Source organism: Sulfuritalea sp., from assembly GCF_031426875.1.
Classification (GTDB): Bacteria; Pseudomonadota; Gammaproteobacteria; order Burkholderiales; family Rhodocyclaceae; genus Sulfuritalea.
Window position 1 is genome coordinate 82,781 of record NZ_JASJPC010000042.1, and the last position, 26,819, is coordinate 109,599.

The following is a 26,819-nucleotide window of genomic DNA, read 5'->3' on the forward strand; positions in this document are numbered from 1 at the left end:
CCCCCTTGAAGGGGGAGGAGATGTTGTTTCCAGCGTTCATGCGATTATCCTGCTCGCTATCCTCGCGTATAGCCACATACACTTCGGTAGCCGCACTCCAGCCGCACCCCGCTTCGGCCCGCAGCTACGCCCCGAAGGAAGTCCCCTTGAGGGGCGATTTCTTCACAAGCTCTCAGGCGCGGACCAGCTTTGCCGGCAAACCGTTGCGCACCGAGGCGCCGGAGACGGCATCCACCCAGACCGATTTGCCCGGCCGCGTGGGATCGGCGAGGCCGAGGTCATTGAGGTTGACGCCGGCGCGCAGCGCGGGTTTATCGGGCTGCTGCTGTTTGCCGATGCGGTGGGCTCGGGCGCCCAGCTCGCGGTGGCCGAAGCCGTGCTCGATCGCGACCACGCCCTGCATCACGCCCTCATGCACGATCACCGTGCTGCTGACGGCGCCGCCCGGCGTGCTCAGCAGTGCCGTGTCGCCGCTCTTGAGGCCGGCGCGGGCGGCATCGGCCGGATGCACCAGCAGCGGATTTTCGGCATGGATGCCGGTCAACCGGGTCGCGGCGATGCTGTAGGAATTCTGCAGCGCCGACTTGAAGCTGACCACCTGCAGCGGCCATTCCGCCTCGCTGTAGATCTTGCGCATCGGCGTGCCGTCGATGAAGGCCGGCGGCTGCAGGCTGGCGCAGCCGGCGAAGCGCTTGCCGGTGATGCTGTTCTTGCTGCCGCCGACCATGTCGCTCCAGGCCCAGAGCGGATTCTTGAAGCGGTTGGTCTGCCATTCGGGATGGGCTTCGTCCTGCGCGTCCTTGGCCGGCTGGTAGCGGCCGCCGCGGGTGTAGAGAAAGGCGACCTTGCGCCACTCCTCGGCCGTCAGAGTCGCTTCGAGCAGCGGGCGCAGGCGGTCGACGCCGGACAGCGCGAGATCCTCGTCGCTGGCGTCGGGCACCGGCTCCTTGCCGAGCCAGGCGATGTTGGCGCCGCCGCGCAGATACCAGTGCTCGGGGCGCTCCAGCGGCAGCGGCTGGCCGGCCGCGTCGCTCATCGCCGCCGCACCGAAGCCGGGCAGCGCCATCGCCTTGGCCAGCGCGATGAAGAAGGTTTCCATGCCGATCGCCTGGCCGTCCGGCGTTTTCGCCGCGATCGGCTCGACCACCGGCCAGCGCGCGGTGCTGGCCTTGGTCGGCACGCCGTTCCACGCCGATGCCCAACCCCAGCTTTCGTACATCAGCGAATCCGGCACGATGTAATCGGCATAGGCGTTGCTTTCGTTGATCAGCGGATCGACCGAGATGATCAGCGGAATCTTCTGCGGGTCGGCGAGATCCTTTTCGATCTGGGCGCGCAGGCCGGCGATGCCGTAGAGCGGATTGGCGCTCCACAGGATCAGCGCCTTGATGCTATACGGATAGCCGCTCAGGGCGCCGGTGAACCACTCGGTGGCCAGGCCCGGGGCATTGGGGAACCACGGCGACTGCGCCGGGTAGGGCTTGCCTGCGGCCTTCTTGCGCGCAAATTCGCTGCTCTTCTCGTAGGGCACGTTGCGCCCCAGCGGCGTGCCCTTGGGCTTGACCGCGCCGGCGAAGCTGTCGAGGTTGTAGCGCGGCCCCTCGCCGTCGTCCTTGAAGCCGCCGCCGTTCATGACCAGGCCGCCCTTCCAGTTGAGGTTGCCGATCAGCAGGTTCAGCGTCATCACCGAAAACGCGTTGTAGAAGCCGGCGCCCGACATCATGCCGCCGTGGGCGATGACGGATGCCTTGCGGCCGTGGCGCGTGAATTCGTCGGCCAGCGCGCCGATGGTGGCGGCCGGGATGCCGCAGGCATCGCTGCACTGGGCGATGGTCTGCTGCAGGATCGAGGCCTTGAGCAGCAGCCAGGCGGTCTTCACCGCCAGCGGCTTGGCGTCCAGCGTGAGCACGGCTTCCGCATCGAGCGCGGCCGGCGCGGTGGCCTTGTCGGCCGGGACCGGCTTGCCCTTGGCGTCGAGGATCAGGTAGGGGTCGTTCTCCTTGTAGCGCTCGTCCTCGGCGATCTTCAGGCCGATGTCGGAGCCGCGCAGGAAGCGCCCCTGGCGCGGATGGCCGGCTTCGGTGACGACCAGCCAGGTGGCGCTGCTGAAGGACGGTTCGCCCTGCTGTTCGGCGACGGCAAGATTCGGGTTGGCGAGGTAGGCGGTGTTGATGCGCTCGTTGTCGAGCATCCAGCGCATCATGCCCAGCGCCAGCGCGCTGTCGCTGCCGGGACGGATCGGAATCCAGCGCCCGCGGTCGGCGGCGGCGCGGTTGTCGGCATTGGTCAGCACCGGGTCGACCACCACATAGTTGAGCCTGCCGTCGCTGCGCCCCTTGGCGAGCATGGCGCCGGTGCGCTTGAAGGGGTTGCCGGCGTTGCCCGGCGCCGTGCCGATGAAAATGACGAATTCGGCGTTGGCCAGATCGGGCTTGGCATGCGGCATTTTCTTCATGTCGCCGAACAGGGCGCCGGTGCCGGAGCGGTAGGAGCCACCGCAGTAGGAGCCGTGGCCGACGAAGTTGAGCGTGCCGTAGGACTTGTTCCAGAAGCGCCGGGCGAAGGCGAGGCGGCCGTCATTGACGCTGGAGAGCAGCGCCACCTGATTGACCCGGGCGCCGAGTTCGGGCTGTGCCGGGTCGATCGGCGCGGCGAGATCGCGCAGGACCCGCAGGCCGGCCACCTCGCCTTCGCCGAAGAGGTTGCCGCCTTCGGTCACTTCCCTGACCAGTTGCTCGAAGGAGATGGTTTCCCACTGGCCGCCGTTGCGCGGGCCGACGCGCTTCATCGGCGCCAGCACGCGAAACGGCGAGTTCATCTGCGCCAGCACGGCGTTGCCGCGCCCGCAGGCGGTCGAGCGGCCGCCGAGGCCCTTGTCCTGGAAGCGCGAAAAAGCGATCAGGCTTTCCCGCACCGAGGCCTTCATCGGCAGGTGCGGCTCGGTGGATAAGGGGCTGTAGGGATTGCCGGCGACGCGGATGACGCGGCCGCTGGCCTTGTCGACGCGCACGCGGACGCCGCACTGGGTGGTGCAGCCGAGGCAGGCGGTGTAGCTGACCTGCTGCGCCGGGTTCGGCTGCAGCTTGCCGCTGGCCGGATCGACGGTGAATTCGGGCGCGGCGGCATTGCCCCAGACATTGTGCCTTGGCGCATCCTTGCCCATCAGCTTGTCGGCGATGCGGCCCAGGGTTTGCGAGAAGCCGGCGGCGAAGGCGGCGAGCCCGCCGGCGGCGATGAGTTGGCGACGTGCGATTTTCATGATGTTCTCCTTGCGCTTACGCGGCTTCGCGGTTTAACGTGAAATACATCGCCAAGCGCGACTTGTCAGGTTCGAGCGTAGCGAGCCAATCAGTAGCCTCCCCGCGAGGGGAGGATGGGAGGGGCGGGCCCATTTGCCAGCTTGAGGCCCGACGACGTCACGGTATTTCATGATGTGGGGTGGTCGATCGAAGCCATGAGCGTCAGGCGGGCAACCGGCAGCAGGGTGGTCAGTGCGATGAACAGGGCGACCCAGAGGCCGAAGGTGCCGACCATGCCGAGCAGGCCGTCGTAGCCGAGCGGCAACTGGTACTGGTAGAAGCCGGCGCCGGTCTTGGGTATTTCCTGGCCGCCGATGAATATGGTCCAGCGCATCATCCATGCGCTGTGCAGCGCCAGCAGGCCGATCAGCAAGCCGCTGCCGGGCCGGCGCAACGCCAGCCACAGCGTCAGCACGGTGCTGCCGGCGGCCCATATCGCCGTCAGTTGCCAAGCGGCCGACGGCGCCACCTGGGCCAGCGCCTCGGCGTGGCGCGGCGACATTCCCGTGAGCCCGAGCAGCAGCCAGACGGCGCCGACGAGCAAGGCCAGCGCCTGGGTCGCGGCCAGCGCGCGGAACAGCGGGATGCTGCCCTGCGCCGCGTCCGGCAGGCCGGAAAAGCGCTTGAGCAGCAGCGTCAGGCCGATGCCGCCGGCCAGCGCGGTGAGTACGAACTGCACCGGCAGCAGCGGCGTGTCCCACAGCGGACGCGCCCGTACCACCATGACTTCCATGCCGGTATAGAGCGCGATCAGCGCGGCGCCGACGCAGGCCACCGCCGCCGCGGCGAGCAGCGCGCCGCGGCTTTCCAGTCCGCCGTAGGCCAGCGTCCGGCTGAGCGCGGCGAGGCGCGGCGACAGTCCGCCGTCCGCAGCCTGTTGCGCCAGCAGCGGGCGCAAGGCGAGCCAGGCGTAGAGCACCAGGCCGCCGAGATAGACCGGGATGAAGAAGGAACCCCAGGACATCCACGAGGAAGGGGTGAAGAACTGGTAGAAATGGTAGAAACGGCCCGGCTGGTGCAGGTCGGCCAGCAGCGCCACAGGCGCGCTGAGGCCGCAGACGAGGGCGCCCAGCAGGGCCAGGCGCGAAATGCCGAGCCAGCCGCGGCGGCGGCCGACGATGCCGGGCAGCGAGAGCAGGAAGGCGCCGTAGGACAGGCCGATGAGGAAGAAATACTGTACCGCCCAGGGCAGCCAGGCGACTTCGCGCGCGACATTGACGGTTTCGACGATGGTCGGGTTCATGATTTGCCTCCGTGCAGTTCCGGTTTCCATAAGGCGCCCTGGCCTTCGACCTTGCCCTGGAAGCGTTGGTCGAGGCCGATGTAGAAGACGCGGGGCTTGGTGCCCTGTTCGGGCTTGAGTACTTTCAGCGAGTCGCCGGCCGCGCCGATGCGCCGGCTGAGTTCGCTTTTCGGATCGTTCAGGTCGCCGAAAATGCGCGCGCCGCCGACACAGGTTTCGACGCAGGCCGGCAGCAGGCCGGCTTCCAGTCGATGGCCGCAGAACGTGCATTTGTCGGCCTTGCCGGTCTGGTGGTTGATGTAGCGCGCGTCGTAGGGGCAGGCCTGGACGCAATAGGCGCAGCCGACGCAGCGGTCGCCGTCGACCAGCACCAGGCCGTCCTCGCGCTTGAAGGTGGCGCCGACCGGGCACACCGGTATGCACGGCGGGTTGTCGCAGTGGTTGCACAGGCGCGGCAGGACGTAGGTGCCGGCCGGCTGTCCCGCGGCTGCGGGCTGCTTGACGCTGTAGGTGGACACGATGGTGCGGAAGCTGCCTTCCGGCACCTCGTTTTCATTGATGCAGGCGATGGTGCAGGCCTGGCAGCCGATGCACTTGCGCACATCGACCAGCATTCCCCAGCGCGCGCCCGACTGGCCGGCCAGCGCCGGCAGCGGGGCGCCGACGGCGCCCACAGTGATGACCGGAAGGCCGCGCAGGAAGTTGCGGCGCGAGGCCGAGGCCGGGCTTTCCTGCGCTGCTTCCTGCGGGCAGATTTGCGTTTGTTTCATGGCAATCTCCGTGATTCGAGGCTTGTTGTCAGACCAGGTTGTCCGCTCAACTGGCGCCGTTTTGCCAACGGCGTTCTGCGCGCGGCCCTGCCGAGATGGAACAATCACAGCTTAGGCAGCCAATGCCCCTGAGGTAATTGGGGAGATAAGGCAGGCGACTAGATGGTTTTCCCTATCGCGCAGGAACCCGGATGGAACGGCGGACGGAACGGCGGACGGGATGGCGAACACGGCCGGCTCTCGCTGCGGAGCGCAGCAAAGTTGGCGCTGGCGAGACGGCGAACCGACTACCGGTGCCCGGTTCGGCCGACGGGAAGCGGCGATTTGCTGCCGGCTATCACGGTTCCTTCGCCACCCACTCCCGCGCCGCTTCGAGCGTCGGGAAGTCCTTCACGCCGTAGGATGAAAAAACCGCGGCGGCCCTCATCAGCCATATGAGCTTCGGGTCGCGGGTGACGTATGCGATACGAATTCGCGGATTGGAGAAGCTGGAGGCGCGGTTGAAAGCGGCAAGGTATTCCGCCTGGTCCGTCGTGACGGCATAGCCTTCCACGTCAAGAAGATCGTTGATGACGTAGCGGATATCGTCGGCGCGGGCATCGCCCAGCACCAACTCCTGGGTTCTCGAGTATTCCCGGAATGAAACGAAGCCCCGGAACCGCTTGTAGACGCCCCGCTCTTCCCATGTGATTTGATATGTCATGTCGACCTCCCTGTGCCGACTGCTTTTAACCAAAGCATAGATCATTCGGCAACTTGCACAATCCTGATTGTTCGCTTCCACCGCGCCCGCAACAAGCGCAGAATCCGGCCTCGGGCGGCTGCCGGGCGAGATTCCCCTGACGAGCGCCCGGTCTTTCGATAAAGTGGTTAGTATCGACTTGCCGAAGGGGAAAATGAATTGCCCCCGGCCTGATCACCAGCGGTATATTGGCGGGCGGCATCCTCAGCTTGCCGCCGCCCTCCGAACAGAAACCCAGGACCACAAGCCATGGCTACCATGACCAAATCTCTCAGCGAAAAAGCCCTGCTGGCGATGCCCAGCAGCTCCTACATGAACGCCGAGCAGCTGGCCTTCTTTCGCGACCTGTTGCGCAGGCAGCGCCAGGACCTGATCGACAACGCCTCGATGACCATCGATCACCTGCGCGATGGCGAGGCCGAGGCGGACCCCAACGACCGCGCCACCATCGAAGAGGAAAACGCCATCGAACTGCGCATTCGCGATCGCGAACGCAAGATGCTGCCGCGGGTGGACGCGGCGCTGAAGCGCATCGAAAACGGCTCCTACGGATTCTGCGAGGAGACCGGAGACCCGATCGGCTTGCGCCGCCTGCTGGCGCGCCCGACCACCGTGTATTCGATCGAGGCGCAGGAGCGGCACGAGTCGCGCCAGCGTATCCAGGGCAAGTAATCCGGCGCGGCGCGGGCCCCGGCAAGGCAGATGCGATGACCGGCGCCGCCACTCCCCAGCGCAAGACCCCGGCCAGGAAACGAGCGCCGGCCAGCCGTGCGGCGAAACCGCCGGCGGCCACAGAAACGGAATCCGGCCTGGTGGAGCAGATGCGCGCGATGGCCGGCCGCGTGCTCGACATCGGCGCCGCCACGGTGGGCGCCGCGGCCAGCCTGCACACGGCGAGCGAAGTGGCCAGGGCGCTGGCCAAGGGCAAGACCCTGGAAGCCGCCGGCGACCTGCTCAAGGCCTTGTTGCCGGGCTTGTCCGAACCCGGTGTATGGACGCGGACCGGAGCGACCCTGCGCCGCCTGCGCAAGGCCACCGGCCTGACCGTTGCCGAAGTCGGCGCGGCGATCAACCTCAAGGACCCCTCGCTGATCGAAGCCTGGGAAAACGGCCGCATCGCCGTGCCCTTCGAAATCGTGCTGCGCCTGGCGGCGGTGCTCGGCCGCAACGACCCGGTCGGCTTCGTCATGAAGTTCACCCGCAGTTCCAATCCCGACCTGTGGCGCAGCCTGGAAAACCTCGGCGTCGGCAAACTGCTGATCCAGTCGGCGCGCGAACGCGAGTTCGCCAACATCTACCGCGCCGACGACGAGGCGCGCAAGTTGAGCGACCAGGAATTCGCCGCGGTGCTGGCCTTCACCCGCGCCGCCTTCGAAATGGCCATGGCATTTCATGGACGCAGCGGCAAGCGCGACGCATAAGCTGGCGCTCCGCTTCGCAAGATAGCCCCCTGTAGGGCCGGCTTCAGCCGGCCAGCGGCGGATGGCGCTGTAGGGCCGACTTCAGTCGGCCAGGAATGGTTGGCGGGCTGAAGCCCGCCCTACAAGCCCGCCCTACAAGCCCGCCCGACGGTCCGCCCCACGGCCCACCCACAGCGCATGGCCGCTCGACGCGCCGTATCGCCATCCGCAGCGGCGAGGAGAGCGTATTTTGCTCGACCGCCTTGCTGCGCAGGGGCTTCATCAGCGCCAACTCTTCACTGTCCGCTTCAGCCGCGAGCCCGCTGCAGCGTCAGGACGAAACTCACACCGTCGCCCTCGTTGCGTGCGGTGACCGTGCCGCCCATCTTGGCCATGTAGGTGCGCGCCACGAACAGGCCCTGGCCGCGGTTGCCGTGGGCGCCGGCCTCGGCCTGGTCCGACACGCCGTATTCGAAGATGCGTTCGATGAAGTCTTCGGCAATCTGTGGGCCGACATTGTGGATGCTCACCGTGGCGGTGCTCTCCGAGCTGTCCAGGCGCAGGGTGATCGGCGTGCCAGGCCGGCGGTAGCGGTCGGCGTTCTTCAGGATGTGGGCGAACACGTCTTCCAGCGGATATTCGTCGGCGCGCACCGGCAGCGGCGCTGCGACGCCGGTGCAGACGATGTCGGCAATGCCGGCGTTGTCGGCCACGTTCTGCAGGAAGCGCGCGAGGTCGAGCGCCTGCACGCTGATGCTCGACGACGCGAAGGCCTCGCTCGGGCTGGCGCTGCCGTAGAGGATGCGCACCGCCTGCTGCATGCGCTGGATGTAGCGGTGGCTGGGGTCGTCGCTGGCGCCGTGCAGGGCCAGCAGCGATTGCAGCGGCGACATGATCTCGTGGCCGACGGCGTGCCACATGTCCTTTTCCTGGCCGGCGCGGATGCGCTCGCGTTCGGCGTCTTCCTTCACGCGCCGCAGCAGGTCGTCGAGGCCGGTGGCGAGGATGCCCAGCTCATCGCCACCGCGCAGGTCGGCCAGATCGAAGCGCTCCAGCCCGCCGTCGGTGTGCACGGTCTGCGACAGCCCGCGGGTGCGCCGGGTGAGCAGCGCGATGCGGCGCACGATGCCGATTTCCATCACCAGCCAGGCCAGCGCGATGGCCAGCAGCATGGCGCCGACGAACCACGAAACGCGGGTGGCGACCGCCGCCAGGGTCTTGTTCACGCTGCGCGCGTCGCCCTTCAGCAGCAACCGGTAGCTGCCCAGCGGCGTCGCGATCTCGTCGGCGAACTCGACCGGCGCATCGTAGCTGGCCACCGGCAGCCGACTGATCAGCCGCGTGATCAGCGGCGAGGATGGCTCGGCGCCGTCCTCCTTGCCGCTCAACTGGACGATGTCGTGCGTGGCGCCGGCCTTGTGGATCGCCAGCGTCTCGCCGGGCAGCAGCAGGCCGGTGAGATCATTGAGCGAGAACGGCGGCACGGCGCCCGGCTCGTCGCTGTCGAAAATGACCGCGCCGTCACCCGGCGCCAGCACCTCGATGCGCACGCGAAACTGGTCGAGGTCCGGCGGCGGCCATTGCGGCTTGCGCTCGCGGAACAGCGCCTCGCGCAGCGCATCGACCGGCAGGCGCAGCGAGAAGAAGGACTTGCGCGCGCAGTCGCCGATGTCATCATCCTTCGCGGCATCGAGGCACCGACCGCCCTGCCAGACCCAGCCGCGGAATTCCCTGACCGGCCGCGCGCCCTTGTAGTTGGAGCCCTCGCGCTCGACGTAGCCGGTGAAGCGGCCGCGCACGCCCTCGGCGCGCAAGACCTTGCCGGGCAGCGGCTCGAAGGGCGCCAGCCAGCGGTAGGTCTCGCCGCGCAGACTCACCGTGACGCGCAGGCGATGGGCACCGTCGAGTTGCTCGTCGCCGATGACGTGCGGCACCAGGGCGCCGCTGGCGAAAGTGCCGGCGGCGTAGATGTAGCCGCCGGCCCAGGGGTTGTTGCCGATGGCGACGCAGAGGCTGCCATGGCGCTTGTACTGCACCAGGCAACCGGCCATTTCGACGGCATTCCTGACCTTGCTCTGGTCGTCGAAATCGATCGCCGAATACGGCAGCACCACGGGACGACCCGCAACCGCAGCGCCATTGCCGCGCGGCGGATTGAGCAGGGCCAGCTGCCCGGCCGGATGGCGCAGGCGGGCGACGATCTGTTCCTTGGTCTTCGCCACATTGGTCTGGTAGTTGTCGTAGCTGCGCTGCTTTTCCTCCTGCAGCACGGCCACCGCCATCGCCAGCACGGCCAGCGCCAGCAGCAGGAAGGAGGTGCGGAACAGGATGCGCAGGCGGAACGAGGCCAACCAGGCCAGCGCCGCCTTCGTCATTTGACGGCCGCCGGGTCGGACGCCGGGTCGGACCAGCGGAAGCCGCGCATCGGCACGTTCTCGATGCGGTCGAAGTCCTCGTCGAGTTCGCGGAAGGCTTCGCGGATGGTGCTGATGTGCTTGCGGATGTTGTCGCGGTTGCGCCCGCTCTTCACCACCTGGAACAGCTCGTCGTAGGACACCACCTGGCCGCGCCGCTGGTAGAGCGCGGCTAGGATGCGCTGCGCGGTCAGCGGCAGGTTCACGCGCTTGCCGCGCCATAGCGGCGTGTTCTGCCGCAGCGGATCGAGCGAAAGTTCGTCGCCGGCCGGCTGGGCGGGCTTGGCGTCCTCGCGATCGCGCGAGGCGCGCAGGATTTCGAGGAAGGTGTCGATGAAATCGGACTCCTCGAAAGTGGTCTTCTGCAAATAGTCCCAGGCGTCGAGCGCCTTCATGATGCTGCGGTAGATGGCGGCCGGCATGGCCGACACCACCAGCACCGGCGTACCGCGCGCGGCCTTGTTGATGGCATTGATGATGGCGACGCCGGCATGGCGTTCGCGCCCCAGCTCGATGTCGAGCACCACCACGTCGTAGTTCTCGCGGGCGATCGCCGCCTCGGCGTCGTCGCGGTTGAACCAGGCGTCCACCGTGATGCCCGGCCGCGCGGAAAGTATCCAGGCCCGAAGCTGCTTGCTGGTGGGGATGTCGTCCTCGATGACGGCGACCTTGATGCTCATTTCATGCTCCGCGCGATTGTCTGCGCCAAGTATCGCCGTTTTTGGCGACCTTGGCAGCGCCCGCGCGTGAGTGTTTGTTCACGCCGCGGAACGGCTGCGGGCGGCGGCTTACCGAAGTCGCCCCGCAACGGCATGGATCGCTCCACGGCCTTCCCGCGACGATGGCAACCATGACGGAAGGCGATCGATCTTCCCGCCTCCGCCGCCATCCCCGGAAGATCAAGACCTGGAGAAAGCCATCATGTCGGAACAAATCCGCAACATCGCCAACACCCTGCGCGACTCGGTCGAAACCATCGCGCATCGCCTCGGCCGCGGCCTGCGCGACTCGCACCGCGGCATCATCGCGCTGGCCATCGCCGGCATCGGCACCTATGCCATCGTCAGCAACCCGCCGCTGCAGAGCGTCGGACGCGGCGAACTCGGCCTGCGCGTCAACCGCTTCAGCGGCGTAGTCGACGAAGTGGAGGACGGCGCCGTGCTGATCATCCCCGGCCTGCACGAGCTGCGCCGCATTTCCCTGCGCGACCAGATCTACCGCCCGGCCGACGGCCAGAGCGCCAGCGGCGCGGCGCCCTTCCAGACCATCGAGGGCCTCTCGATCGGGGTGGACGTCTCGGTGCGCTACGTGCTCGACCGCAGCCGCATCGCCGCCATGGCCCGCGCGCTGCCCGCCGACATCGGCCGCGAAGTGGTCGAGCCGGCGGCGCAGAGCGTGCTCTACAAGACCCTGGCCGGCTACACGGTGCGCGAGATTTTCTCGACCAAGCGCGTGGCGATCCAGCAGGCCATCGAAGGCGAACTCAAGCCGCTGCTGGCCAGGGACGGCATCAAGCTGCAGGGCGTGATGATCGGCAAGATCGACCTGCCCGCCGACTACAAGGCCGGCATGGAAAGGCTGCTGGCCGAGGAGCTGGCCTCGGAGAAAATGCGCTACACGCTGGAGCTCAAGGACAAGCAGGTCAAACAGACCGAGCTCGAAGGCCAGGCCGACAAGGTGCGCCGCGAGAAGGCCGCCGAAGCCGCCGGCCAGGAGCAGATCATCGCCGCCAAGGCGCAGGCCGAAGCCATGAAGCATGTGCTGCCCTTCAAGCAGAAGCAGATCGAACAGCGCGAACTGGAAGCCGAAGCGGCCAAGATCACCCGTGTCAAGGCCGCCGAAGCCAGCTCGCAATCGCGCCTGATCGAGGCCACCGGCGAGGCCGAGTCGCGGCGCAAGCTGGCCGACGCCGAGGGCTATCGCCAGGAGCGGCTGGGCAAGGTCGCCAGCGAGCAACTGGCGCGCGACGGAGAGCTGATCACCAAGCATCCGCTGCTGATCCAGAAGACCATGGCCGACAAGCTTTCCGACAAGATCTCGGTGATCATCGCCCCGCCCTCGACCAGCGGCGGCTTCATCGGCGCCAACCTGCTCGGCGCCGGCAAGCAGGCGCAAGGGGGAGAGTGATCATGCTGACCGCGACCGCAATTGCCGCGCTGTCCGCGCTGGCCATCGTCACCCAGGACCAAACGGCGCTGCGCGCCGCACCGCGCGATTCGGCGCCCCAGCAGGCCGTGCTGTGGGCCGGCGACAGCCTCGAAATCCGCGGCGAGAAAGGCGACTACCTGCAGGTCTATGACCATCGCCGCGAACGCGCCGGCTACATCAGGGCGCCCAGCGTGCGCATCCAGTCGCTCAAAGCCGCCGCCGCGCCGGAACTGCTCGCGGTGCTGCGCTTCCTGCGCGACACGCCGGGCTCGGAGGCGCTGGGCATCGCCTACGCCGCGGCCTACCTGAAGGCCGCGCCGGCCGCGGCCATCGACGGCGAGGCCTTCGATGCACTGGGCGCCTTGGCCGAGCGCCTGGCCCGGCGCGCTTCCGGCGCCCAGCAGGGCAAAGCTGGAGCCAGCGTCGCGGCCCAGCTCGAAGTCGCCGCCGCCTACGGCGTGAACATGCTGAGCTTCGAGCGCGACGGCCAGATACGCCTGTGCTATGACGGCGACGCATATCGGCGCGTGCTGGCGCTGCCGGCCACCGCGGCGCAAAAGGCCGCCGCCGCATTGGCGCTGACCCGCCACGATTGCGTGGCGCCGGACCTCACGCCGGCTGCGCGCTTCGAGCGCAACAACTGGCGCGCCGAAATACTCGACCGCGTCGAAACGGACAAGCTGCCCGGGGTGCTGAAGAACCGACTGCGCCTGCGCAAGGCCGGCGTCTGGGCCAGCCTCGCCTACCAGCGTGCGCGGCGCCCGGAACTCGGCGCGCCCGCCGTGCAGCAGGCCGGGCAGCGTGCGCTGGACGAGCTCGCCGGCATCGACCAGAGCGAACTCATGGAAGCCGACGCCTACGCCTACTCTGATGCCGCAATGCGCGTCGGCGCCTCGCGCTGGGCGACCGAAGCCGGCGCGCCGGCAGCGAAGCTGCAAAAAGTTTCGGTGGTGCTCAGCCCCGGCCAGCCTGGCGAAACCTGCGTGCATCTGGTCGACGCCAAGCATGACGCGCAGAACCCGCTGCTGACGCGCTGCACTTACGGCATCGTGTGGACCGCCTCGGCCGCGCTCAATCCCCAGGGCACGGCGCTCGCACTGGCGGTGCAGCCGCTGGATACCTGGCGCGAGCTGTGGGTGTTCCGCCGTGGACCGCAGGGCTGGAGCGTGGACGTCCTGCCGCCGGCGGCGGACCATCCCGGCCTCGGCTACGTCGAATTCGCCGGCTGGGTGCCGGGCGGCAAACAGTTGCTCGCCGCGCGCGAAGCCCGCACGGAAGGCCGCCACAAACGGAGCTTCGAGGTGCGCCGCATGTCGACGCTGGAAGTGGAAAAGCAGGCCGACAAGCCGAACAACCTGAGCAGCTTCTATCGCTGGCAGAGCCCGGCATGGAAAGCGATCACCGTCAGCATCCGCTGAGCGGTGGCAAAATCGCGCCGTGTCATCAGCGCCAACTCTTCACTGCCGCGCGAACACTTCGCCCTCGCGCACGAAGGCCTTGAACTCCAGCGCGTTGCCGTCGGGATCGAGGAAGAACATCGTCGCCTGTTCGCCGGGCTTGCCGACGAAGCGCAATCCCGGTTCCATCAGAAAGCGGATGCCGGCCGCGCGCAGGCGTGCGGCGAAGGTCCAGAACTCCTCGAGGTCGAGGATCACGCCGAAGTGCGGAATCGGCACCGCATGGCCATCGACCAGGCCCTCGCAGGAGGCGCCGCCGGGCCGGCCCAGGTGGGCCGAGAGCTGGTGGCCGAACAGCTCGAAATCGATCCAGTGCTCGGTGCTGCGCCCCTCGCTGCAGCCGAGCTGCCCGACATAGAAATCCCGCGTGCGCGAAATCTCGGCTATTGCAAAGGCATAATGAAAACTCGACATGGCAGGCTCCGGTGATTACTGCGTGCTCGATCAGGCGGCATTATCCGCCGGCCGGGCTTTCCAGACTATTTTCCAAACTATGTTCCAGACTATTTGCGACGCTTGCCGCGCGCGGTTTCGAGATGCGCGCAGAGCTTTTCGGCGCCGTCGAGGATGCGCGGCGTGTGGCGCTGGATCAATTCCGGCGGCACGAAATACAGGTTGTCGCGGGTGACCGCCGCCATGGTGGTCCAGCGCCGCCAGTCGTCCAGCCACTCGGGGCGTGAATCGCCCATGCCGCTGGCGACGATGACTTCCGGGTTGGCGGCGATCACGGCTTCGACGGTCACGGTCGGCGCCAGGATGGGCAGCGCGGCGAAGACGTTGCGCCCGCCGCAGAGGCGTATCGCATCGCTGATGATCTGCTGGCCATTGACCGTCATCAGCGGCTGTTTCCAGATCTGGTAGAAGACGTCGACCGGCGGCCGCTGGCTGTAGCGCGTGGCCAGTCCGGCGTAGCGCTGGCGGAACGCGGTGGCCGCCGCGCCGGCCACCGCCTCGGTGCCGGCCAGCTTGCCGATCTGCTCCAGTTCGCCGGCGATGTCCTCGATGCGGTTCGACTGCGACAGATGTACCGTGAAGCCCAGCGCCCGCAGGCGCGCGACCGCCGCCGGCAGGTTGCCGCTTTCCCAGCCCAGCACCAGATCGGGCTTGAGCGCGACGATGGCTTCGAGATCGAGCCGGGAATAGCCGCCGACCTTGGCCAGCTTTGCGGCGGCCGGCGGAAAGTCGCCGTACTCGACATTGCCCACCATGCGCTCGCCGGCGCCGGCGGCATAGACCAGCTCGGTGATGTGCGGCGCCAGGCTGACGATGCGCCGCGCCGGCGCGGCGAGCCTGACGCGGGTGCCGCCGACATCGGTGACGACGATCTCGGCGCGCGCCGGCAGGACAGCCAGCGCGCAGAGCAGGGACAGGCAGCGCAGTTTGAATCGCTTCATCGTCTCTTCCAAAGTTCAAGGGTGGCCGCCAGCCGCTGCCAGTCGGCCTCGGTGGCCGGCAGGCCGACGCGCACGGCCGCGGGTTGGGCGAAATGGCGCAGCAGGATGCCCTGCCGCGCGAAGAATTCATGCAGTTCCCGCGCGTCGCCGCGCGGCAGGTAGCGGAACAGCGCGGTGCCGCCGGCGTCGCCCAGATCCGCGGCGGCGAGCAGCCCTTGCAGGCGCGCACTGTCGCGCTGCAGGCGGGCGCGCTGCGCAGCCTGCCATGCGCCGTCGGCCAGCGCCGCACGCGCCGCATGGCGCGAGGGATGCGCGAGCGCCCAGGGACCGATCGCCTCCGCGAGTTGATCCAGTATGGAATCGGCGGCGATGGCAAAGCCGACGCGGGCGCCGGCCAGGCCGAAGAACTTGCCCAGGGAGCGCAGCACCACCAGATTGCCCGCCGCCTCGCTGCCCGCCAAATCGGCCAGCGACTCGGATTCTTCCTCGGCATCGGCGAAGGCTTCATCGACGATCAGCCAGCCGCCGCGCGCGTCGAGTTGCCGCGCCAGGTCGAGCAAAGTGCTGCGCGAAAAACGCCGCCCGGTGGGGTTGTTCGGGTTGCCGATCACCACCGCATCGGCGGTCGTCGACACTTGCAGCAGATCATCGGCGGCGCAGCGGCGCACGCGATGCCCGGCGGCAGACCAGGCCGCCGCGTATTCCGCATAGCTCGGCTCCGGCACCAGCGCGACGCCGGGCGCGCGCAAGCGGGGCAGCGCCTGTATCGCCGCCTGCGAACCGGGTAGCGGCAGCACGCGCCGCACGCCGTAATAGCGGCAGGCGACCGCCGCCAGGCCGTCTTCGTCCTCGGGCAGGCGTTGCCACACCGCAGACGGAATCGGCGGCACCGGATACGCATAGGGCGCGATGCCGGTCGACAGGTCGAGCCAGTCCTCGGCCGCGATGCCATAACGCGCCGCGGCGGCGAGCAGGCGGCCGCCGTGTTCAAGCATGGGACACCGCCGCCGCCAGCAGGCCGGCGCAGGCAAGCCAGAACCACAGGCCGCGCTGCACCAGCGCCAGCGCGGCGCGGATATGGCCGATCGTCGCCGGGTCGCCAGCGCCAACTCCCGGCCGCTGTTCCAGCTTGCCGTGATAAATCGCCGCGCCGCCCAGGCGCACCGCCAGCGCGCCGGCGCCGGCCGCAAGCACCGGGCCGGCGTTCGGGCTGCTCCAGCTTGCCGCCTGCCGGCGCCAGCAGGACCATGCATTTCGCGTGTTGCCGAGCAGGGCGTAGGTCAGCGCGGTCAGGCGCGCCGGAATCAGGTTCAGCAGGTCGTCGCTGCGCGCCGCGGCCCAGCCGAAATACAGGCGCCGCTCGTCGCGGTAGCCCCACATCGCATCGAGCGTATTGGCCAGCCGATACAGCACCGCGCCGGCGCCGCCGGCCAGCAGGAACCAGAACAGGGTGCCGAACACGGCGTCATTGCCGTTTTCGAGTATCGATTCGACGGCGGCGCGCGCAACGCCCTCCTCGTCCAGCGCCGAAGTGTCGCGCGACACCAGCCAGCCGACATGGCTGCGCGCGGCCGCGAGATCGCCGGCCGCCAGATCCTGCGCCACCTGTTCGCCATGCTGGCCCAGGCTGCGCGCGCCGAGCGCCAGGTAAAGCAGCGCGACGTCGGCGAACCAGCCCCAGGCCTGGCGCCCCAGCCAGGCCGCCGCCAGCACGGCCGGAACCACCAGCAGCAGCCAGCCGAGCAGCCCGCGCAGGCGATTCCATACGGGATGCCCCGGCGCTCCCTTGCGCAATGCAGCCTCGACGCCATCGGCGCAGCGGCCGAAGCCGACCAGCGGATGCCAGCGCCGCGGCTCGCCCAGCAGGCGATCGAGAATGCTGCCCGCCAGCGCGGCAGCAACCAGGGACAACAACGAGGGCATGGGATAATCGGCCGATGACAGACCCTGCATTTTAGCGATGAGCGAAGCCAAATCCCGACCGGCGTGCGCCCTCATGGTGCAGGGCTGCACCTCCGACGCCGGCAAGACCACCCTGGTCGCCGCCTTGTGCCGCATCCTCAAACGCCGCGGCGTCAACGTCGCGCCCTTCAAGCCGCAGAACATGGCGCTGAATTCGGCCGTCACCCTTGACGGCGGCGAGATCGGTCGCGCCCAGGCGCTGCAGGCGCTGGCGGCGGGCCTGGCGCCGCGCATCGACTTCAATCCCGTGCTGCTGAAGCCCAGCACCGACCAGCGCGCCCAGGTGATCATCCACGGCAAGGCGGTGGACACCCTGAATGCGCGCGACTATCACGACTACAAGCGCGTCGCGATGGGCGCGGTGATGCAAAGCTGGCAACGCCTGCGCGCGGAGTTCGACTGCGTGCTGGTGGAAGGCGCCGGCAGCCCGGCCGAAATCAATCTGCGCGACCGCGACATCGCCAACATGGGTTTCGCCGAGGCCGCCGACATCCCCGTGATCCTGGTCGCCGACATCGACCGCGGAGGCGTCTTCGCCCATCTGGTGGGCACCCTCGACCTGCTCTCGGAAAGCGAACAGGCGCGCATCAAGGGCTTCGTCATCAACCGTTTTCGCGGCGACATCGGCCTGCTCGAATCCGGCCTCGACTGGCTGGAGAGCCGCACCGGCAAACCGGTGCTCGGCGTGCTGCCCTATTTGCACGGCCTGATGCTCGACGCCGAGGACGCCGTCGCCACCGAAGTCATCGCCAAGACCGCGACCCGGCTCAAGGTCGTCGCCGTGGTCTATCCGCGCTGCTCCAACCACAACGATCTCGATCCGCTGCGCCTGCATCCCGAAGTCGATTTCGACTGGGTCGGGCCGGGGCAGGCGATTCCGCCCTGCGACCTGATCGTGCTGCCCGGTTCCAAGGCGGTGCAGGCCGATCTGCACTGGCTGCGCGAGCAGGGCCATGAGGCGGCAATCCAGCGCCACCTGCGCTACGGCGGCAAGCTGCTCGGCATCTGCGGCGGCTTCCAGATGCTGGGCCGCCAGCTGCACGACCCGCTCGGGCTCGAAGGTGCGCCGGGCAGCCAGGCCGGGCTCGGCCTGCTCGATTGCGAAACCTCGCTGGAGCCGGAAAAACAGTTGCGCAATGTCAGCGGCAATCTGCGGCTGCCCGGCACGCCGGCCTTCGCCGGATATGAAATCCACATGGGCACGACGCGCGGCGAATCCCTGCAACGCGCCGCGCTTACCTTCGCCGACGGCCGCACGGACGGCGCGCAGTCGGCCGACGGGCGCATCCTCGCCAGCTATTGCCACGGCCTCCTCGATCATCCGCAGGCGCTCTCCGGCGTACTGGCCTGGGCGGGCATGAGCGCGCCCCTGACGGCGGACTTCGCACTGCGCCGCGAAGCCGACATCGAGCGCCTGGCCGACGCCACGGAAGCGGCGCTGGACTGGAAAAAACTGGAGCCCCTGCTGCTGCATGAGCCTGCCGGCCCGGCGCTCTCCTGAGAATGGCGTGGCAGCGGATCTAGCGCGCGGATTCGCCGAACAAGCCGTGGCGGAATTCCGTTGCCGTGACGCCGAAGCGCTCCTTGAAGGCGCGGCTGAAATGCGCAGCGTCGTTGAAGCCCCAGGCGAAGGCCAGCGAACTCACGCCAAAGTTGCGCAATGCCGGATCGGCCAGGTCGCGCTTTACCGCGTCCAGTCTTTCGGTCCAGATCCAATGCACCAGCGAACAAGGCTCGCCCTGGAAGGCGCGATGCAAGGTGCTGACCGACAGGCGCAGTTCGGCGGCGATCATTTCCACCGACAGCTGCGGATCGCGCAGGTGTTCGCGGACGAAGGCGCGCGCCTGGGCCAGGTAGAGCCGCTTCAGCTTGGATGGCGGCAGCCGCGTCGCGGCCGGCAGGGTGCGCAGGCCGGCCACCAGGATATTCAGCACGCTGTCCGATACGGCGCCGGCCGACGCCGGCTCCAGCGCCGCGATGTCGCGCCACAGCGCCTCGATCATGCCGATCATCAGATGCCCGGCGCCGCGCCGGCCGGACACGGGGATGGCGGTGAGGTCCTCGGTGGCCTTGACTTGCGAGCGCAGCATCTCGCCCGGCAGCATCAGCACGAACTGCTGGAAATCGTTCTCGAACAGCAGTTCATAGGGCCGCGTACTGTCGTATAGCGCGAAGTCGCCGGGGCGCAGCAGCGCCTGCCTGCCGTCCTGCCGGATCACGCCAAGACCCTTGGTCTGGATGCTGACCAGAAAGTAGTCTTCGGTCGCCTTGGAAATCTGCCGCGAGGTACGCAGCACGCGCTGCGGGCTGGCGGTGACCTGGGACAGATCCAGCGTCGCCAGCCTTTCGCTGAGGATGTTGCCGTTGAAGGGCGCGTCGCTGTCCGGCGTCTCGCAATCGAGTTGCACATAGGCATCGCAAATCAGGTCGGCCCACAGCGCCAGCCTTTCCTGGGGTGCCACACCCTCGGTGCTCAAGACTCGAGCCATCGTCGCCTGCCTCCTTCTCCCGCAAATACTATGAGTACGCCCCGCACCCGTCAAGCAAGCGGGACGCGTCGACCGAGGCTGTCTACGCGCAGTCAATTCCGCTGCGACGGACAGACAAGCGGCCGGTCGGCCGGGCTCCTAGGATGCAGCTTCCAATCCCAGAGGAGCACCATGCCATGACCATCCAACACCCCAAGTTCCGCGCCGCCGCAGTTCAGGCGGCTCCGGCGTTTCTCGACCTGGAGGCGTCGATCGACAAGTCCCTGCGCCTGATCGCCGAGGCCGCGCAGAACGGCGCCGGGCTGATTGCCTTTCCCGAGACCTGGCTGCCGGGCTACCCGTGGTTCATCTGGCTCGACTCGCCGGCCTGGGGCATGCAGTTCATCCAGCGCTACCACGACAATTCCCTGGTCTATGGCTCGGCACAGGCCGAACGCATCGCGCAGGCAGCCAAGGACCACTCGATCATGGTGGTGATGGGTCACAGCGAGAAGCAGGGCGGCAGCCTGTACATGGGCCAGTGGATCATCGATGCCGAGGGACGCACCGTCGCGCAACGCCGCAAGCTCAAGCCCACCCATGTCGAACGTACGGTGTTCGGCGAAGGCGATGGTTGCGATCTGTCGGTTTACGCCACCGAACTCGGCCGCATCGGCGCGCTGTGCTGCTGGGAACACCTGCAGCCGCTGTCGAAGTACGCCATGTACGCGCAGAACGAGCAGATCCACGTCGCCAGCTGGCCGAGCTTCTCGCTCTATCGCGGCGGCGCCTACGCGCTCGGCGCCGAAGTCAATAACGCGGCCAGCCAGATCTATGCGGTCGAGGGCCAGTGCTTCGTCATCGCGCCCTGCGCCACGGTCTCGAAGGAGATGGTGCAAATGCTGTGCACCGACGACATGAAAAAACAGCTGCTGCTGGAAGGCGGCGGCTTCGCGCGGATCTACGCGCCGGACGGCCAGCTCATGCACGCGCCATTGGCCGAGAATGAAGAGGGACTCGTCTACGCCGATCTCGACCTGGGCATGATTTCGCTGGCCAAGGCGGCGGCCGATCCGGCCGGCCACTACTCGCGACCCGATGTCACGCGGCTGATGCTGAACAAGACGCCCGGCGATCGCGTCGTCGCCTTCAGTCTTCCCGGCGCGGAGATCGCCGGCAGGAGCGAGCACGAACCGCTGTCGCTGTCGCGCGCCGAGATGGGCGATCCCGCCGCGCCGTCGCTGGCGCGCGCCGCCTGAGGGGATTCGCCATGGAATCCGCGATCCCTGCCCACCTGCGCACGGCGCGCACTCGGCACCGCCGCGTGCCGGACGACTATGCGCCGCCCTATCCCTCCTTCGTGGCACGCCACAAGCCATCGACAAAACGTACCGTTATGGCCTATTTCGGCTTGCAGTTCCGCGGCGAACCGACCGGCGCCGTGGCGTCGGCACTGGCACAGCTGGACGCTGCGTTCGAGCAAGGCAGCGTGCCGGGCCATTGGGACCGGGCACGCTATATCGACCAAGCCGGGTTCGCCAATGTGATTTCAATTGCATACTGGGACTCTGCGGAGCGGTTCGACAACTGGTTTGCGGCATCGGGCGCGGCCTGGACGGCCGACCTGCATGCCGGCAGCGGAGTCGGACGTTTCAGCGAAGTGCTGCGACCCGCGGTCGAACGCTACGAAACGCTGTTCTCGGCGCCGGATCGCGCCGAGGGCGTCGCCGTGCTGGCGGAAGGCATGAGCGACGTGGTGCAGGAGCATGCCTACTGGGGCGGCGCCCGCGACAGGATTCCCCTCTCGCAGACCGACGATCTCGCCCCCCAGGGCGCGGCGTCGATCGAGCGCGTCGGCTCGCGCCTGCGGATCAAGCCGCAGCACAACCTGTGCCTGATCCGATCGGGCCAGGACTGGAGCGACACCGATGCCGAAGAGCGGCGCATGTACCTGGAAGACGTGGAGCCGGTGCTGTGCCGGGGCATGGATTTTCTGCGCGACGAGGGGCTCGCCATCGGCTGCTACAGCAACCGCTACATGACCGTGCTGGATCGCCACGGAAAACAGATCGAGAAGAGTTTCGGCATGAGCTGGTGGAAGAGCCTGGCCGCGCTGGAACGCTGGGCCGAATCCCATCCGACTCATGTCGCCATTTTCGGCGCGGCAATGCAGTACTTGTCGAAACTCGGCCCGGCAGCCCGGCTCAAGCTCTACCACGAGGTGACGGTAGCCGCCGCCGACGAGCAGTTCTTCGAATACCTCGACTGCCATGACCGTACCGGCATGCTGAGCGCCGGGTAAGTATTTCCCTGCAACGCGGGGAGATAGAGATTTGGCCGCATTGTCGCTCTGAGCGACAATGCGGGGCCGTAGCTGCGGCGAGCGTTCCCAGGCTGGCTGCGGCGCCTGCCCGGCGCGGCCCCATAAACTCCAAAGACATCGATCGGCAAAGCTGTCATGACCCGCAAAGCCCACATCCGGCCCGCCGACATCCGCGGCTTGAGCCGGCTCGCGGTCGACGCCACGCTGGGCCTGACGCGCCTGGTCGAAACCATGCACCACAACATCGCGCGCACGCCGGGACTGCTGGGCCAATACACGCAGGAACCGACGCGCGGCATCACCGGCCTGGTCTATCGCACGATCCAGGGCACGACACGGCTGGTCGGCGGCGGCATCGACGCGCTGCTGGGACAACTGACTGCGCTGCTCGACCGGGAGCCGACGGCCACTTTGGCCACTTTGGCCACTTCGGCCACGCGCGAAGCTCTGCTGGCCGCGCTCAATGGCGTGCTCGGCGACCATCTCGCCGCCAGCGCCAATCCCCTGGCGATTCCCATGCAGTTGCGCTGCGGCGGGCAGCCGCTGGTCCTCACTGCGCAGGATCTGGCGGCGCGCATGCCGCAGGCCGGCGGCAAGATCCTGCTGCTGGTGCATGGACTGTGCATGAACGACCTGCAATGGCGACGTCATGGCCACGACCACGGCGCGGCGCTGGCCGCGGCAGCCGGCTACACGCCGCTCTACCTGCACTACAACAGCGGCGAACACGTTTCGACCAATGGCCATGCCCTGGCCGAGCTGCTGGAAACCCTGGTACAGGCCTGGCCCGTTCCCATCGAAAGCCTGGTGATCGTCGGCCACAGCATGGGCGGGCTGGTGGCGCGCAGCGCCTGCCACTATGGCCAACGCGGTGGCCAACGCGGCGGGCATACGTGGCTGCGCCATCTGCGGCAAATGGTATTCATCGGCACGCCGCACCACGGTGCGCCGCTGGAACGCGGCGGCAACTGGGTCAATGTGGTTCTCGAACTCAGTCCCTACACCGCCGCGCTGGCGCGCCTGGCCAAGCTGCGCAGCGCCGGCATCACCGACCTGGGCCACGGCAGCATTGTCGACGATGACTGGCAGCACGGCGACCGTTTTGCGCGCAAGCGCCAGCGGCATTGCGTGCCGCTGCCGGAGGCCGTGCAGTGTTATGCCATCGCCGCGACGACGGCGGCATCGGGCGGGAAGGCCGGCAGGACGCTGCCGGGCGACGGGCTGGTACCGCTGCAGAGCGCGCTCGGCCAGCATGCACAGCGTGGCCAGGACCTGGGCATTCCCGCGGCGCAGCGCATGGTGGTCCATGATCTGCATCATCTCGACCTGCTCGACAGTCCCGCGGTCTGCGCCCAACTGCTGCGCTGGCTTGGCTGAAGCGCGGGCCGCTGCCGCGCGGCACAAGTATCGAATCCCAATGTGATTAGAATGATCGAAACTCGGGAGGAACCAAAAATGGAAAAGATCTGGCTCAAGCACTATCCGGCAGGCGTACCCGCCGAGATCGACGTCGATGAATTCCGTTCCATCGGCGACCTGTTCGACAGGAGCGTCAAGCAATACGGTCCGCGCAAGGCCTACATCAACATGGACAAGGCCATCACCTACGCCGAACTCGATCGCCTCTCGGCCGCCTTCGGCGCCTATTGCCAGTCTGTCCTGAAGCTGCCCAGGGGCGCCCGCATCGCGCTGATGATGCCCAACCTGCTGCAGTACCCGGTCTGCCTCTACGGCGCCCTGCGCGCCGGCTACACGGTGGTGAACTGCAACCCGCTGTACACCGAGCGCGAGCTGGAACACCAGCTCACGGATTCCGGCGCCGAGGCCATCGTCATCGTCGAGAACTTCGCCCACGTGCTGGCGAAGATCGTCGCCCGCACCCCCGTCAAGCATGTGCTGGTGACGCAGCTGGGCGACATGCTGGGCTTTCCCAAGCGCCTGATCGTCAACCTGGTGGTCAAGCACGTCAAGAAAATGGTGCCGGCCTGGAACATCGCCGCTGCGATCGACCTGCGCAATGCGCTGAGCCGGGGTGGTCGCTTCCCGCTGCAGCCGGTCGAGGTCGGCCACGACGACATCGCCTTCCTGCAATACACCGGCGGCACCACCGGCGTGTCGAAGGGCGCGATGCTGACCCACGGCAACATCATCGCCAACCTGCAGCAGGCCCACGCCTGGATCAAGCCCTTCCTGCGCACGGAAGAAATCATCATCACCGCGCTGCCGCTGTACCACATCTTCGCCCTGACGGCGAACTGCCTGACCTTCTTCAAGGTCGGCGCGACCAACGTGCTGATCACCAATCCGCGCGACATTCCGGGCTTCATCAAGGAAATCGGCAAGTACCCGTTCACCACCATCACCGGGGTGAACACGCTGTTCAATGCCATGATCAACAACCCGGACTTCGCCAAGATCGACCTCTCCCGGCTGCACCTGACCCTGGGCGGCGGCATGGCGGTGCAGCGCGCGGTGGCCGAGCGCTGGAAACAAATCACCGGCACGGCCCTGATCGAGGCCTACGGCCTGACCGAAACTTCGCCGGCGGCGACCATGAATCCGGTCGACATCATCGAATACAACGGCACCATCGGCCTGCCGATCTCCTCGACCGAAGTCGCGATTCGCGACGACGCAGGCAACGACGTGCCGCTGGGCGAATCCGGCGAACTTTGCGTGCGCGGCCCGCAGGTGATGACGGGCTACTGGAACCGTCCCGAGGAAACCGCCAAGGTCATCATGGCCGACGGCTTCCTGCGCACCGGCGACATCGCGGTGATGGACAGCAGCGGCTACGTCAAGATCGTCGACCGCAAGAAGGACATGATCCTGGTCTCCGGCTTCAACGTCTATCCCAACGAGATCGAGGACGTGCTCGCCATGCATCCCGGCGTGCTGGAGTCGGCGGCGGTCGGCGTGTCCGATCCGAAGACCGGCGAAGCGGTCAAGATCTACGTGGTGAAGAAGGACCCCGCACTGACCGAGGCCGCGCTGCTCGAACACTGTCGCGCCAACCTGACCGCCTACAAGGTGCCGCGCCAGATCGCCTTCCGCAACGAACTGCCGAAGACCAACGTCGGCAAGATCCTGCGGCGCGAACTGCGCGACGAAAAGCTCTGACGGGGAAGCGGCGGCGATGAGCGAAATCACGGTTACGCGCGCACACGGCACCACGCTGAAAAAAGCCCGCAAGGGCGCCGAGCACATCGCCGAGGAACTCGGCGAGGAATTCGGCCTCGATCACGAGTGGGACGGCAACACCCTGCGCTTTCAGCGCTTGGGCGTCACCGGCCACATCGAGGTGGGCAAGAAGGAAGTCGAGATCCACGTCAAGCTCGGTTTCCTGCTGATGGCCCTGGGGCCGCGCATCGAACGCGAAATCGAGCGTTTCTGCGACGAGAACTTCGGTCCCGCGGAATAGCCGCCGCGACCGCGGCAGGCAAGAGTTGGCGCTGGCGCTACGGCGCGACAGCCGGTGTCAGGCTACCTTGAAGAAGGCGATGGCGGCCTGCAGGTCGGTCGCCTGCGCATGCATCTCTTCCGAGGTCGCCGAAAGCTGCTCCGAGGCGCCCGCATTGTGCTGCGCCGCCTGGCTGACCTGGCCGACCGCCTGGCCGATCTGCAGCGAACCCCTGGACTGCTGCTCGGAGGCCGCCGAAATCTCCACCACCAGCCTTGCGGTCTTCTCGATGCTCGGCACGATCTCGTCCAGCAGCTTGCCGGCGCGTTCGGCGAGAGCGACGCTGCCCGCGGCCAGCGTCCCGATTTCGCCTGCGGCGACCTGGCTGCGCTCGGCCAGTTTGCGGACTTCCGCGGCCACCACGGCGAAGCCGCGCCCGTGTTCGCCGGCACGCGCCGCCTCGATCGCGGCATTGAGCGCCAGCAGATTGGTCTGATAGGCGATCTCGTCCACGATGCCGATGGTCGCGGCAATCCGCTTCATCGCCGCGACCGTATCGGCTACCGCCTGGCCGCCCTCGCCGGCCTGCGCCGCCACCTGCATCGCGATGCCCTTGGTGAGCTTGGCATTGTCCTGGTTGCGCGCGATGGACAGTTCCATCTCGCCGACCGCCGCGGAGGTCTGCTCGACGCTCGCCGCCTGCTCGCTGGTTGATTGCGACAAGGACTGGGCGGTGGCCGAGACCTGCCGCGACGCGCTGACGACGCCCTCGGCGCCGACCAGGACGCGCCTGACGGTTGCCGCCAGTTGCGCCGTCATGTCGGCCACGTCGTTCAGCAGCACGCCGATTTCGTCTTTCGCGCCACGCTTGAACTCGATGGTCAGGTCGCCCCTGGCCAGCGCCTCCACGGCCGCCATGGCGGTGCGCAGCGGCACGGTGACCTGGCGCCCGACATAGGCGGCGAAGCCGAGCAGCAGCAGCGTGCCGAAAATTGCGATGAGGCCCTGCTTCAGCAATATCGCCTGAAAGGCCGCGTCGACATCATCGACGTAGATGCCGGAACCGATGATCCATCCCCAGGGCTCGAAACCCTGGACATAGGAGACTTTCTTTACCGCCTCGGTGCTGCCCGGCTTGGGCCACCGGTAGTCCAGATAGCCCTCGCCGCGGGCGCGGACCAGCGCCGTGAATTCGGCAAAGATGCGCGTGCCGTCCGGGTCCTTGAGATCCGACAGATCCCGGCCTTCGAGGTCCGGCTTGATCGGGTGCATCAGCGACCGGTTGTTCATGTCGCTGATGAAAAAATACTCGTCGCCGCCATAGCGCAGCGCACGCACCGCCTCGATCGCCGCCTTCTGCGCCTCCTCGCGCGGCATCACGGCCTGCGCCTCCAGCGCCTGGAAGCGCGCGACGAAACCGCGCGCCACCTCGACCACGTGCCGGGTCTTCAGCTTGCGGTCTTCGATCATGGTGGCGCGCTGCTCGGCCAGGCTGAAGGCGATGCTGATGATGAAACCCAGAACCGACAAGGCGACCAATGCGGCGAGTTTCGATCTGAGTTTCCAGTTTTTCATGAGCGGGAACAGTCCGGATGGGTGGCGTCGCTGCCGTCGCGACAAGTGGAACGGCGAAGAGGCAAGCGGCGATTTTACCCACACATTGCTGCATCGCACAATCCCTTTGGCATCGGCGCGATGCGATCTTGCACAGTAGCGCCACAAGCGGCCGGCGCGGCGACGCACGGGGCTAGTAGTCAGTCAACAAGGAAAAGGCGCAAGGAAAAGGCGCATTCCCTGTA

At 67.5% G+C, this 26,819-nt stretch carries 22 protein-coding genes; 10 read left to right on the top strand and 12 right to left on the bottom strand.

The window, feature by feature from the left end:
• Nucleotides 1-172 precede the first annotated feature (172 nt).
• The 4 genes from RMO95_RS17595 to RMO95_RS17610 all read right to left on the bottom strand — a co-directional run bounded on the left by RMO95_RS17595 (nt 173) and on the right by RMO95_RS17610 (nt 6,015).
• Entirely contained in the window at nt 173-3,259 is a 3,087-nt protein-coding gene (locus tag RMO95_RS17595) for a molybdopterin dinucleotide binding domain-containing protein (RefSeq protein WP_310451958.1), read from the bottom strand.
• 167 nt (nt 3,260-3,426) lie between these two features.
• Nucleotides 3,427-4,542: an NrfD/PsrC family molybdoenzyme membrane anchor subunit gene (gene nrfD, locus RMO95_RS17600; RefSeq protein WP_310451959.1), complete on the bottom strand. Its 1,116-nt coding sequence runs from the start codon at nt 4,540-4,542 to the stop codon at nt 3,427-3,429.
• Nucleotides 4,539-5,312 carry a sulfate reduction electron transfer complex DsrMKJOP subunit DsrO gene (gene dsrO, locus RMO95_RS17605; protein ID WP_310451960.1) on the bottom strand — a complete coding sequence of 258 codons (774 nt, stop codon included), beginning with the start codon at nt 5,310-5,312 and terminating at the stop codon, nt 4,539-4,541. The genes nrfD and dsrO overlap by 4 nt, the downstream gene beginning before the upstream one ends.
• A 337-nt stretch (nt 5,313-5,649) precedes the next feature.
• Nucleotides 5,650-6,015: a hypothetical protein gene (locus RMO95_RS17610; RefSeq protein ID WP_310451961.1), complete on the bottom strand. Its 366-nt coding sequence runs from the start codon at nt 6,013-6,015 to the stop codon at nt 5,650-5,652.
• Between the two features lie 288 nt (nt 6,016-6,303).
• On the opposite strand from RMO95_RS17610, the gene dksA reads away from it, so the two are divergent.
• Together dksA and RMO95_RS17620 are read left to right on the top strand one after the other, a co-directional pair.
• Complete coding sequence (dksA, locus tag RMO95_RS17615; protein ID WP_310451962.1) at nt 6,304-6,726, top strand: RNA polymerase-binding protein DksA; 423 nt, start codon at nt 6,304-6,306, stop codon at nt 6,724-6,726.
• A 35-nt stretch (nt 6,727-6,761) separates the two neighbouring features.
• The gene (locus RMO95_RS17620) at nt 6,762-7,475 is read left to right on the top strand and encodes a helix-turn-helix transcriptional regulator (protein WP_310451963.1); all 714 of its coding nucleotides are present in this window, start codon (nt 6,762-6,764) and stop codon (nt 7,473-7,475) included.
• A gap of 287 nt (nt 7,476-7,762) precedes the next feature.
• Here the strand turns inward: RMO95_RS17620 and RMO95_RS17625 are convergent, their stop codons facing one another.
• Both RMO95_RS17625 and RMO95_RS17630 read right to left on the bottom strand, forming a co-directional pair.
• The gene (locus RMO95_RS17625) at nt 7,763-9,829 is read right to left on the bottom strand and encodes a HAMP domain-containing sensor histidine kinase (protein ID WP_310451964.1); all 2,067 of its coding nucleotides are present in this window, start codon (nt 9,827-9,829) and stop codon (nt 7,763-7,765) included.
• On the bottom strand, nt 9,826-10,548 hold the full coding sequence (locus tag RMO95_RS17630) for a response regulator transcription factor (protein ID WP_310451965.1): 723 nt from the start codon (nt 10,546-10,548) through the stop codon (nt 9,826-9,828). Before RMO95_RS17630 ends, RMO95_RS17625 begins: the two co-directional genes overlap by 4 nt.
• Before the next feature lie 241 nt (nt 10,549-10,789).
• Between RMO95_RS17630 and RMO95_RS17635 the strand changes: the two genes are divergently transcribed.
• Nucleotides 10,790-11,995 carry an SPFH domain-containing protein gene (locus RMO95_RS17635; protein ID WP_310451966.1) on the top strand — a complete coding sequence of 402 codons (1,206 nt, stop codon included), beginning with the start codon at nt 10,790-10,792 and terminating at the stop codon, nt 11,993-11,995.
• 2 nt (nt 11,996-11,997) lie between these two features.
• Entirely contained in the window at nt 11,998-13,434 is a 1,437-nt protein-coding gene (locus RMO95_RS17640; protein WP_310451967.1) for a hypothetical protein, read from the top strand.
• Between the two features lie 39 nt (nt 13,435-13,473).
• Here RMO95_RS17640 and RMO95_RS17645 read toward each other — a convergent pair whose 3' ends face one another.
• The 4 genes from RMO95_RS17645 to cbiB form a co-directional block, all read right to left on the bottom strand.
• Nucleotides 13,474-13,887 (bottom strand): VOC family protein, encoded by a 414-nt coding sequence (locus tag RMO95_RS17645; protein ID WP_310451968.1) that lies wholly within the window; start codon nt 13,885-13,887, stop codon nt 13,474-13,476.
• Nucleotides 13,888-13,976: 89 nt separating this feature from the next.
• Entirely contained in the window at nt 13,977-14,867 is an 891-nt protein-coding gene (locus tag RMO95_RS17650) for a cobalamin-binding protein (protein ID WP_310451969.1), read from the bottom strand.
• Complete coding sequence (cobD, locus tag RMO95_RS17655; protein ID WP_310451970.1) at nt 14,864-15,862, bottom strand: threonine-phosphate decarboxylase CobD; 999 nt, start codon at nt 15,860-15,862, stop codon at nt 14,864-14,866. The genes RMO95_RS17650 and cobD overlap by 4 nt, the downstream gene beginning before the upstream one ends.
• The gene (gene cbiB, locus RMO95_RS17660; protein ID WP_310451971.1) at nt 15,855-16,790 is read right to left on the bottom strand and encodes an adenosylcobinamide-phosphate synthase CbiB; all 936 of its coding nucleotides are present in this window, start codon (nt 16,788-16,790) and stop codon (nt 15,855-15,857) included. Before cbiB ends, cobD begins: the two co-directional genes overlap by 8 nt.
• A gap of 37 nt (nt 16,791-16,827) precedes the next feature.
• Between cbiB and RMO95_RS17665 the strand changes: the two genes are divergently transcribed.
• Complete coding sequence (locus RMO95_RS17665) at nt 16,828-18,330, top strand: cobyric acid synthase (protein WP_310451972.1); 1,503 nt, start codon at nt 16,828-16,830, stop codon at nt 18,328-18,330.
• Between the two features lie 19 nt (nt 18,331-18,349).
• Here RMO95_RS17665 and RMO95_RS17670 read toward each other — a convergent pair whose 3' ends face one another.
• A complete protein-coding gene (locus RMO95_RS17670; protein WP_310451973.1) occupies nt 18,350-19,318 on the bottom strand; it encodes a helix-turn-helix domain-containing protein in 969 nt (322 codons plus the stop codon).
• A 176-nt stretch (nt 19,319-19,494) separates the two neighbouring features.
• Here RMO95_RS17670 and RMO95_RS17675 point away from each other — a divergent pair, with 176 nt between their 5' ends.
• The 5 genes from RMO95_RS17675 (at nt 19,495) to RMO95_RS17695 (ending at nt 25,041) form a co-directional block, all read left to right on the top strand.
• On the top strand, nt 19,495-20,556 hold the full coding sequence (locus RMO95_RS17675; RefSeq protein ID WP_310451974.1) for a carbon-nitrogen hydrolase family protein: 1,062 nt from the start codon (nt 19,495-19,497) through the stop codon (nt 20,554-20,556).
• 11 nt (nt 20,557-20,567) lie between these two features.
• Complete coding sequence (locus RMO95_RS17680) at nt 20,568-21,599, top strand: phenylacetaldoxime dehydratase family protein (protein ID WP_310451975.1); 1,032 nt, start codon at nt 20,568-20,570, stop codon at nt 21,597-21,599.
• Between the two features lie 156 nt (nt 21,600-21,755).
• Nucleotides 21,756-22,997 (top strand): hypothetical protein, encoded by a 1,242-nt coding sequence (locus RMO95_RS17685; protein ID WP_310451976.1) that lies wholly within the window; start codon nt 21,756-21,758, stop codon nt 22,995-22,997.
• Between the two features lie 78 nt (nt 22,998-23,075).
• Complete coding sequence (locus RMO95_RS17690) at nt 23,076-24,740, top strand: long-chain-fatty-acid--CoA ligase (RefSeq protein ID WP_310451977.1); 1,665 nt, start codon at nt 23,076-23,078, stop codon at nt 24,738-24,740.
• A gap of 16 nt (nt 24,741-24,756) precedes the next feature.
• Nucleotides 24,757-25,041, top strand: coding sequence for a polyhydroxyalkanoic acid system family protein (locus tag RMO95_RS17695; RefSeq protein WP_310451978.1), 285 nt, complete (start codon nt 24,757-24,759; stop codon nt 25,039-25,041).
• Nucleotides 25,042-25,098: 57 nt separating this feature from the next.
• Here the strand turns inward: RMO95_RS17695 and RMO95_RS17700 are convergent, their stop codons facing one another.
• The gene (locus RMO95_RS17700) at nt 25,099-26,595 is read right to left on the bottom strand and encodes a methyl-accepting chemotaxis protein (RefSeq protein WP_310451979.1); all 1,497 of its coding nucleotides are present in this window, start codon (nt 26,593-26,595) and stop codon (nt 25,099-25,101) included.
• Nucleotides 26,596-26,819 lie beyond the last annotated feature (224 nt).

Coding starts and splice junctions, on each gene's coding strand:
- RMO95_RS17595 (WP_310451958.1), bottom strand. CDS start 3,259: ATGAAAATCGCACGTCGCCAACTCATCGCCGCCGGCGGGCTCGCCGCC.
- nrfD (WP_310451959.1), bottom strand. CDS start 4,542: ATGAACCCGACCATCGTCGAAACCGTCAATGTCGCGCGCGAAGTCGCC.
- dsrO (WP_310451960.1), bottom strand. CDS start 5,312: ATGAAACAAACGCAAATCTGCCCGCAGGAAGCAGCGCAGGAAAGCCCG.
- RMO95_RS17610 (WP_310451961.1), bottom strand. CDS start 6,015: ATGACATATCAAATCACATGGGAAGAGCGGGGCGTCTACAAGCGGTTC.
- dksA (WP_310451962.1), top strand. CDS start 6,304: ATGGCTACCATGACCAAATCTCTCAGCGAAAAAGCCCTGCTGGCGATG.
- RMO95_RS17620 (WP_310451963.1), top strand. CDS start 6,762: ATGACCGGCGCCGCCACTCCCCAGCGCAAGACCCCGGCCAGGAAACGA.
- RMO95_RS17625 (WP_310451964.1), bottom strand. CDS start 9,829: ATGACGAAGGCGGCGCTGGCCTGGTTGGCCTCGTTCCGCCTGCGCATC.
- RMO95_RS17630 (WP_310451965.1), bottom strand. CDS start 10,548: ATGAGCATCAAGGTCGCCGTCATCGAGGACGACATCCCCACCAGCAAG.
- RMO95_RS17635 (WP_310451966.1), top strand. CDS start 10,790: ATGTCGGAACAAATCCGCAACATCGCCAACACCCTGCGCGACTCGGTC.
- RMO95_RS17640 (WP_310451967.1), top strand. CDS start 11,998: ATGCTGACCGCGACCGCAATTGCCGCGCTGTCCGCGCTGGCCATCGTC.
- RMO95_RS17645 (WP_310451968.1), bottom strand. CDS start 13,887: ATGTCGAGTTTTCATTATGCCTTTGCAATAGCCGAGATTTCGCGCACG.
- RMO95_RS17650 (WP_310451969.1), bottom strand. CDS start 14,867: ATGAAGCGATTCAAACTGCGCTGCCTGTCCCTGCTCTGCGCGCTGGCT.
- cobD (WP_310451970.1), bottom strand. CDS start 15,862: ATGCTTGAACACGGCGGCCGCCTGCTCGCCGCCGCGGCGCGTTATGGC.
- cbiB (WP_310451971.1), bottom strand. CDS start 16,790: ATGCCCTCGTTGTTGTCCCTGGTTGCTGCCGCGCTGGCGGGCAGCATT.
- RMO95_RS17665 (WP_310451972.1), top strand. CDS start 16,828: ATGAGCGAAGCCAAATCCCGACCGGCGTGCGCCCTCATGGTGCAGGGC.
- RMO95_RS17670 (WP_310451973.1), bottom strand. CDS start 19,318: ATGGCTCGAGTCTTGAGCACCGAGGGTGTGGCACCCCAGGAAAGGCTG.
- RMO95_RS17675 (WP_310451974.1), top strand. CDS start 19,495: ATGACCATCCAACACCCCAAGTTCCGCGCCGCCGCAGTTCAGGCGGCT.
- RMO95_RS17680 (WP_310451975.1), top strand. CDS start 20,568: ATGGAATCCGCGATCCCTGCCCACCTGCGCACGGCGCGCACTCGGCAC.
- RMO95_RS17685 (WP_310451976.1), top strand. CDS start 21,756: ATGACCCGCAAAGCCCACATCCGGCCCGCCGACATCCGCGGCTTGAGC.
- RMO95_RS17690 (WP_310451977.1), top strand. CDS start 23,076: ATGGAAAAGATCTGGCTCAAGCACTATCCGGCAGGCGTACCCGCCGAG.
- RMO95_RS17695 (WP_310451978.1), top strand. CDS start 24,757: ATGAGCGAAATCACGGTTACGCGCGCACACGGCACCACGCTGAAAAAA.
- RMO95_RS17700 (WP_310451979.1), bottom strand. CDS start 26,595: ATGAAAAACTGGAAACTCAGATCGAAACTCGCCGCATTGGTCGCCTTG.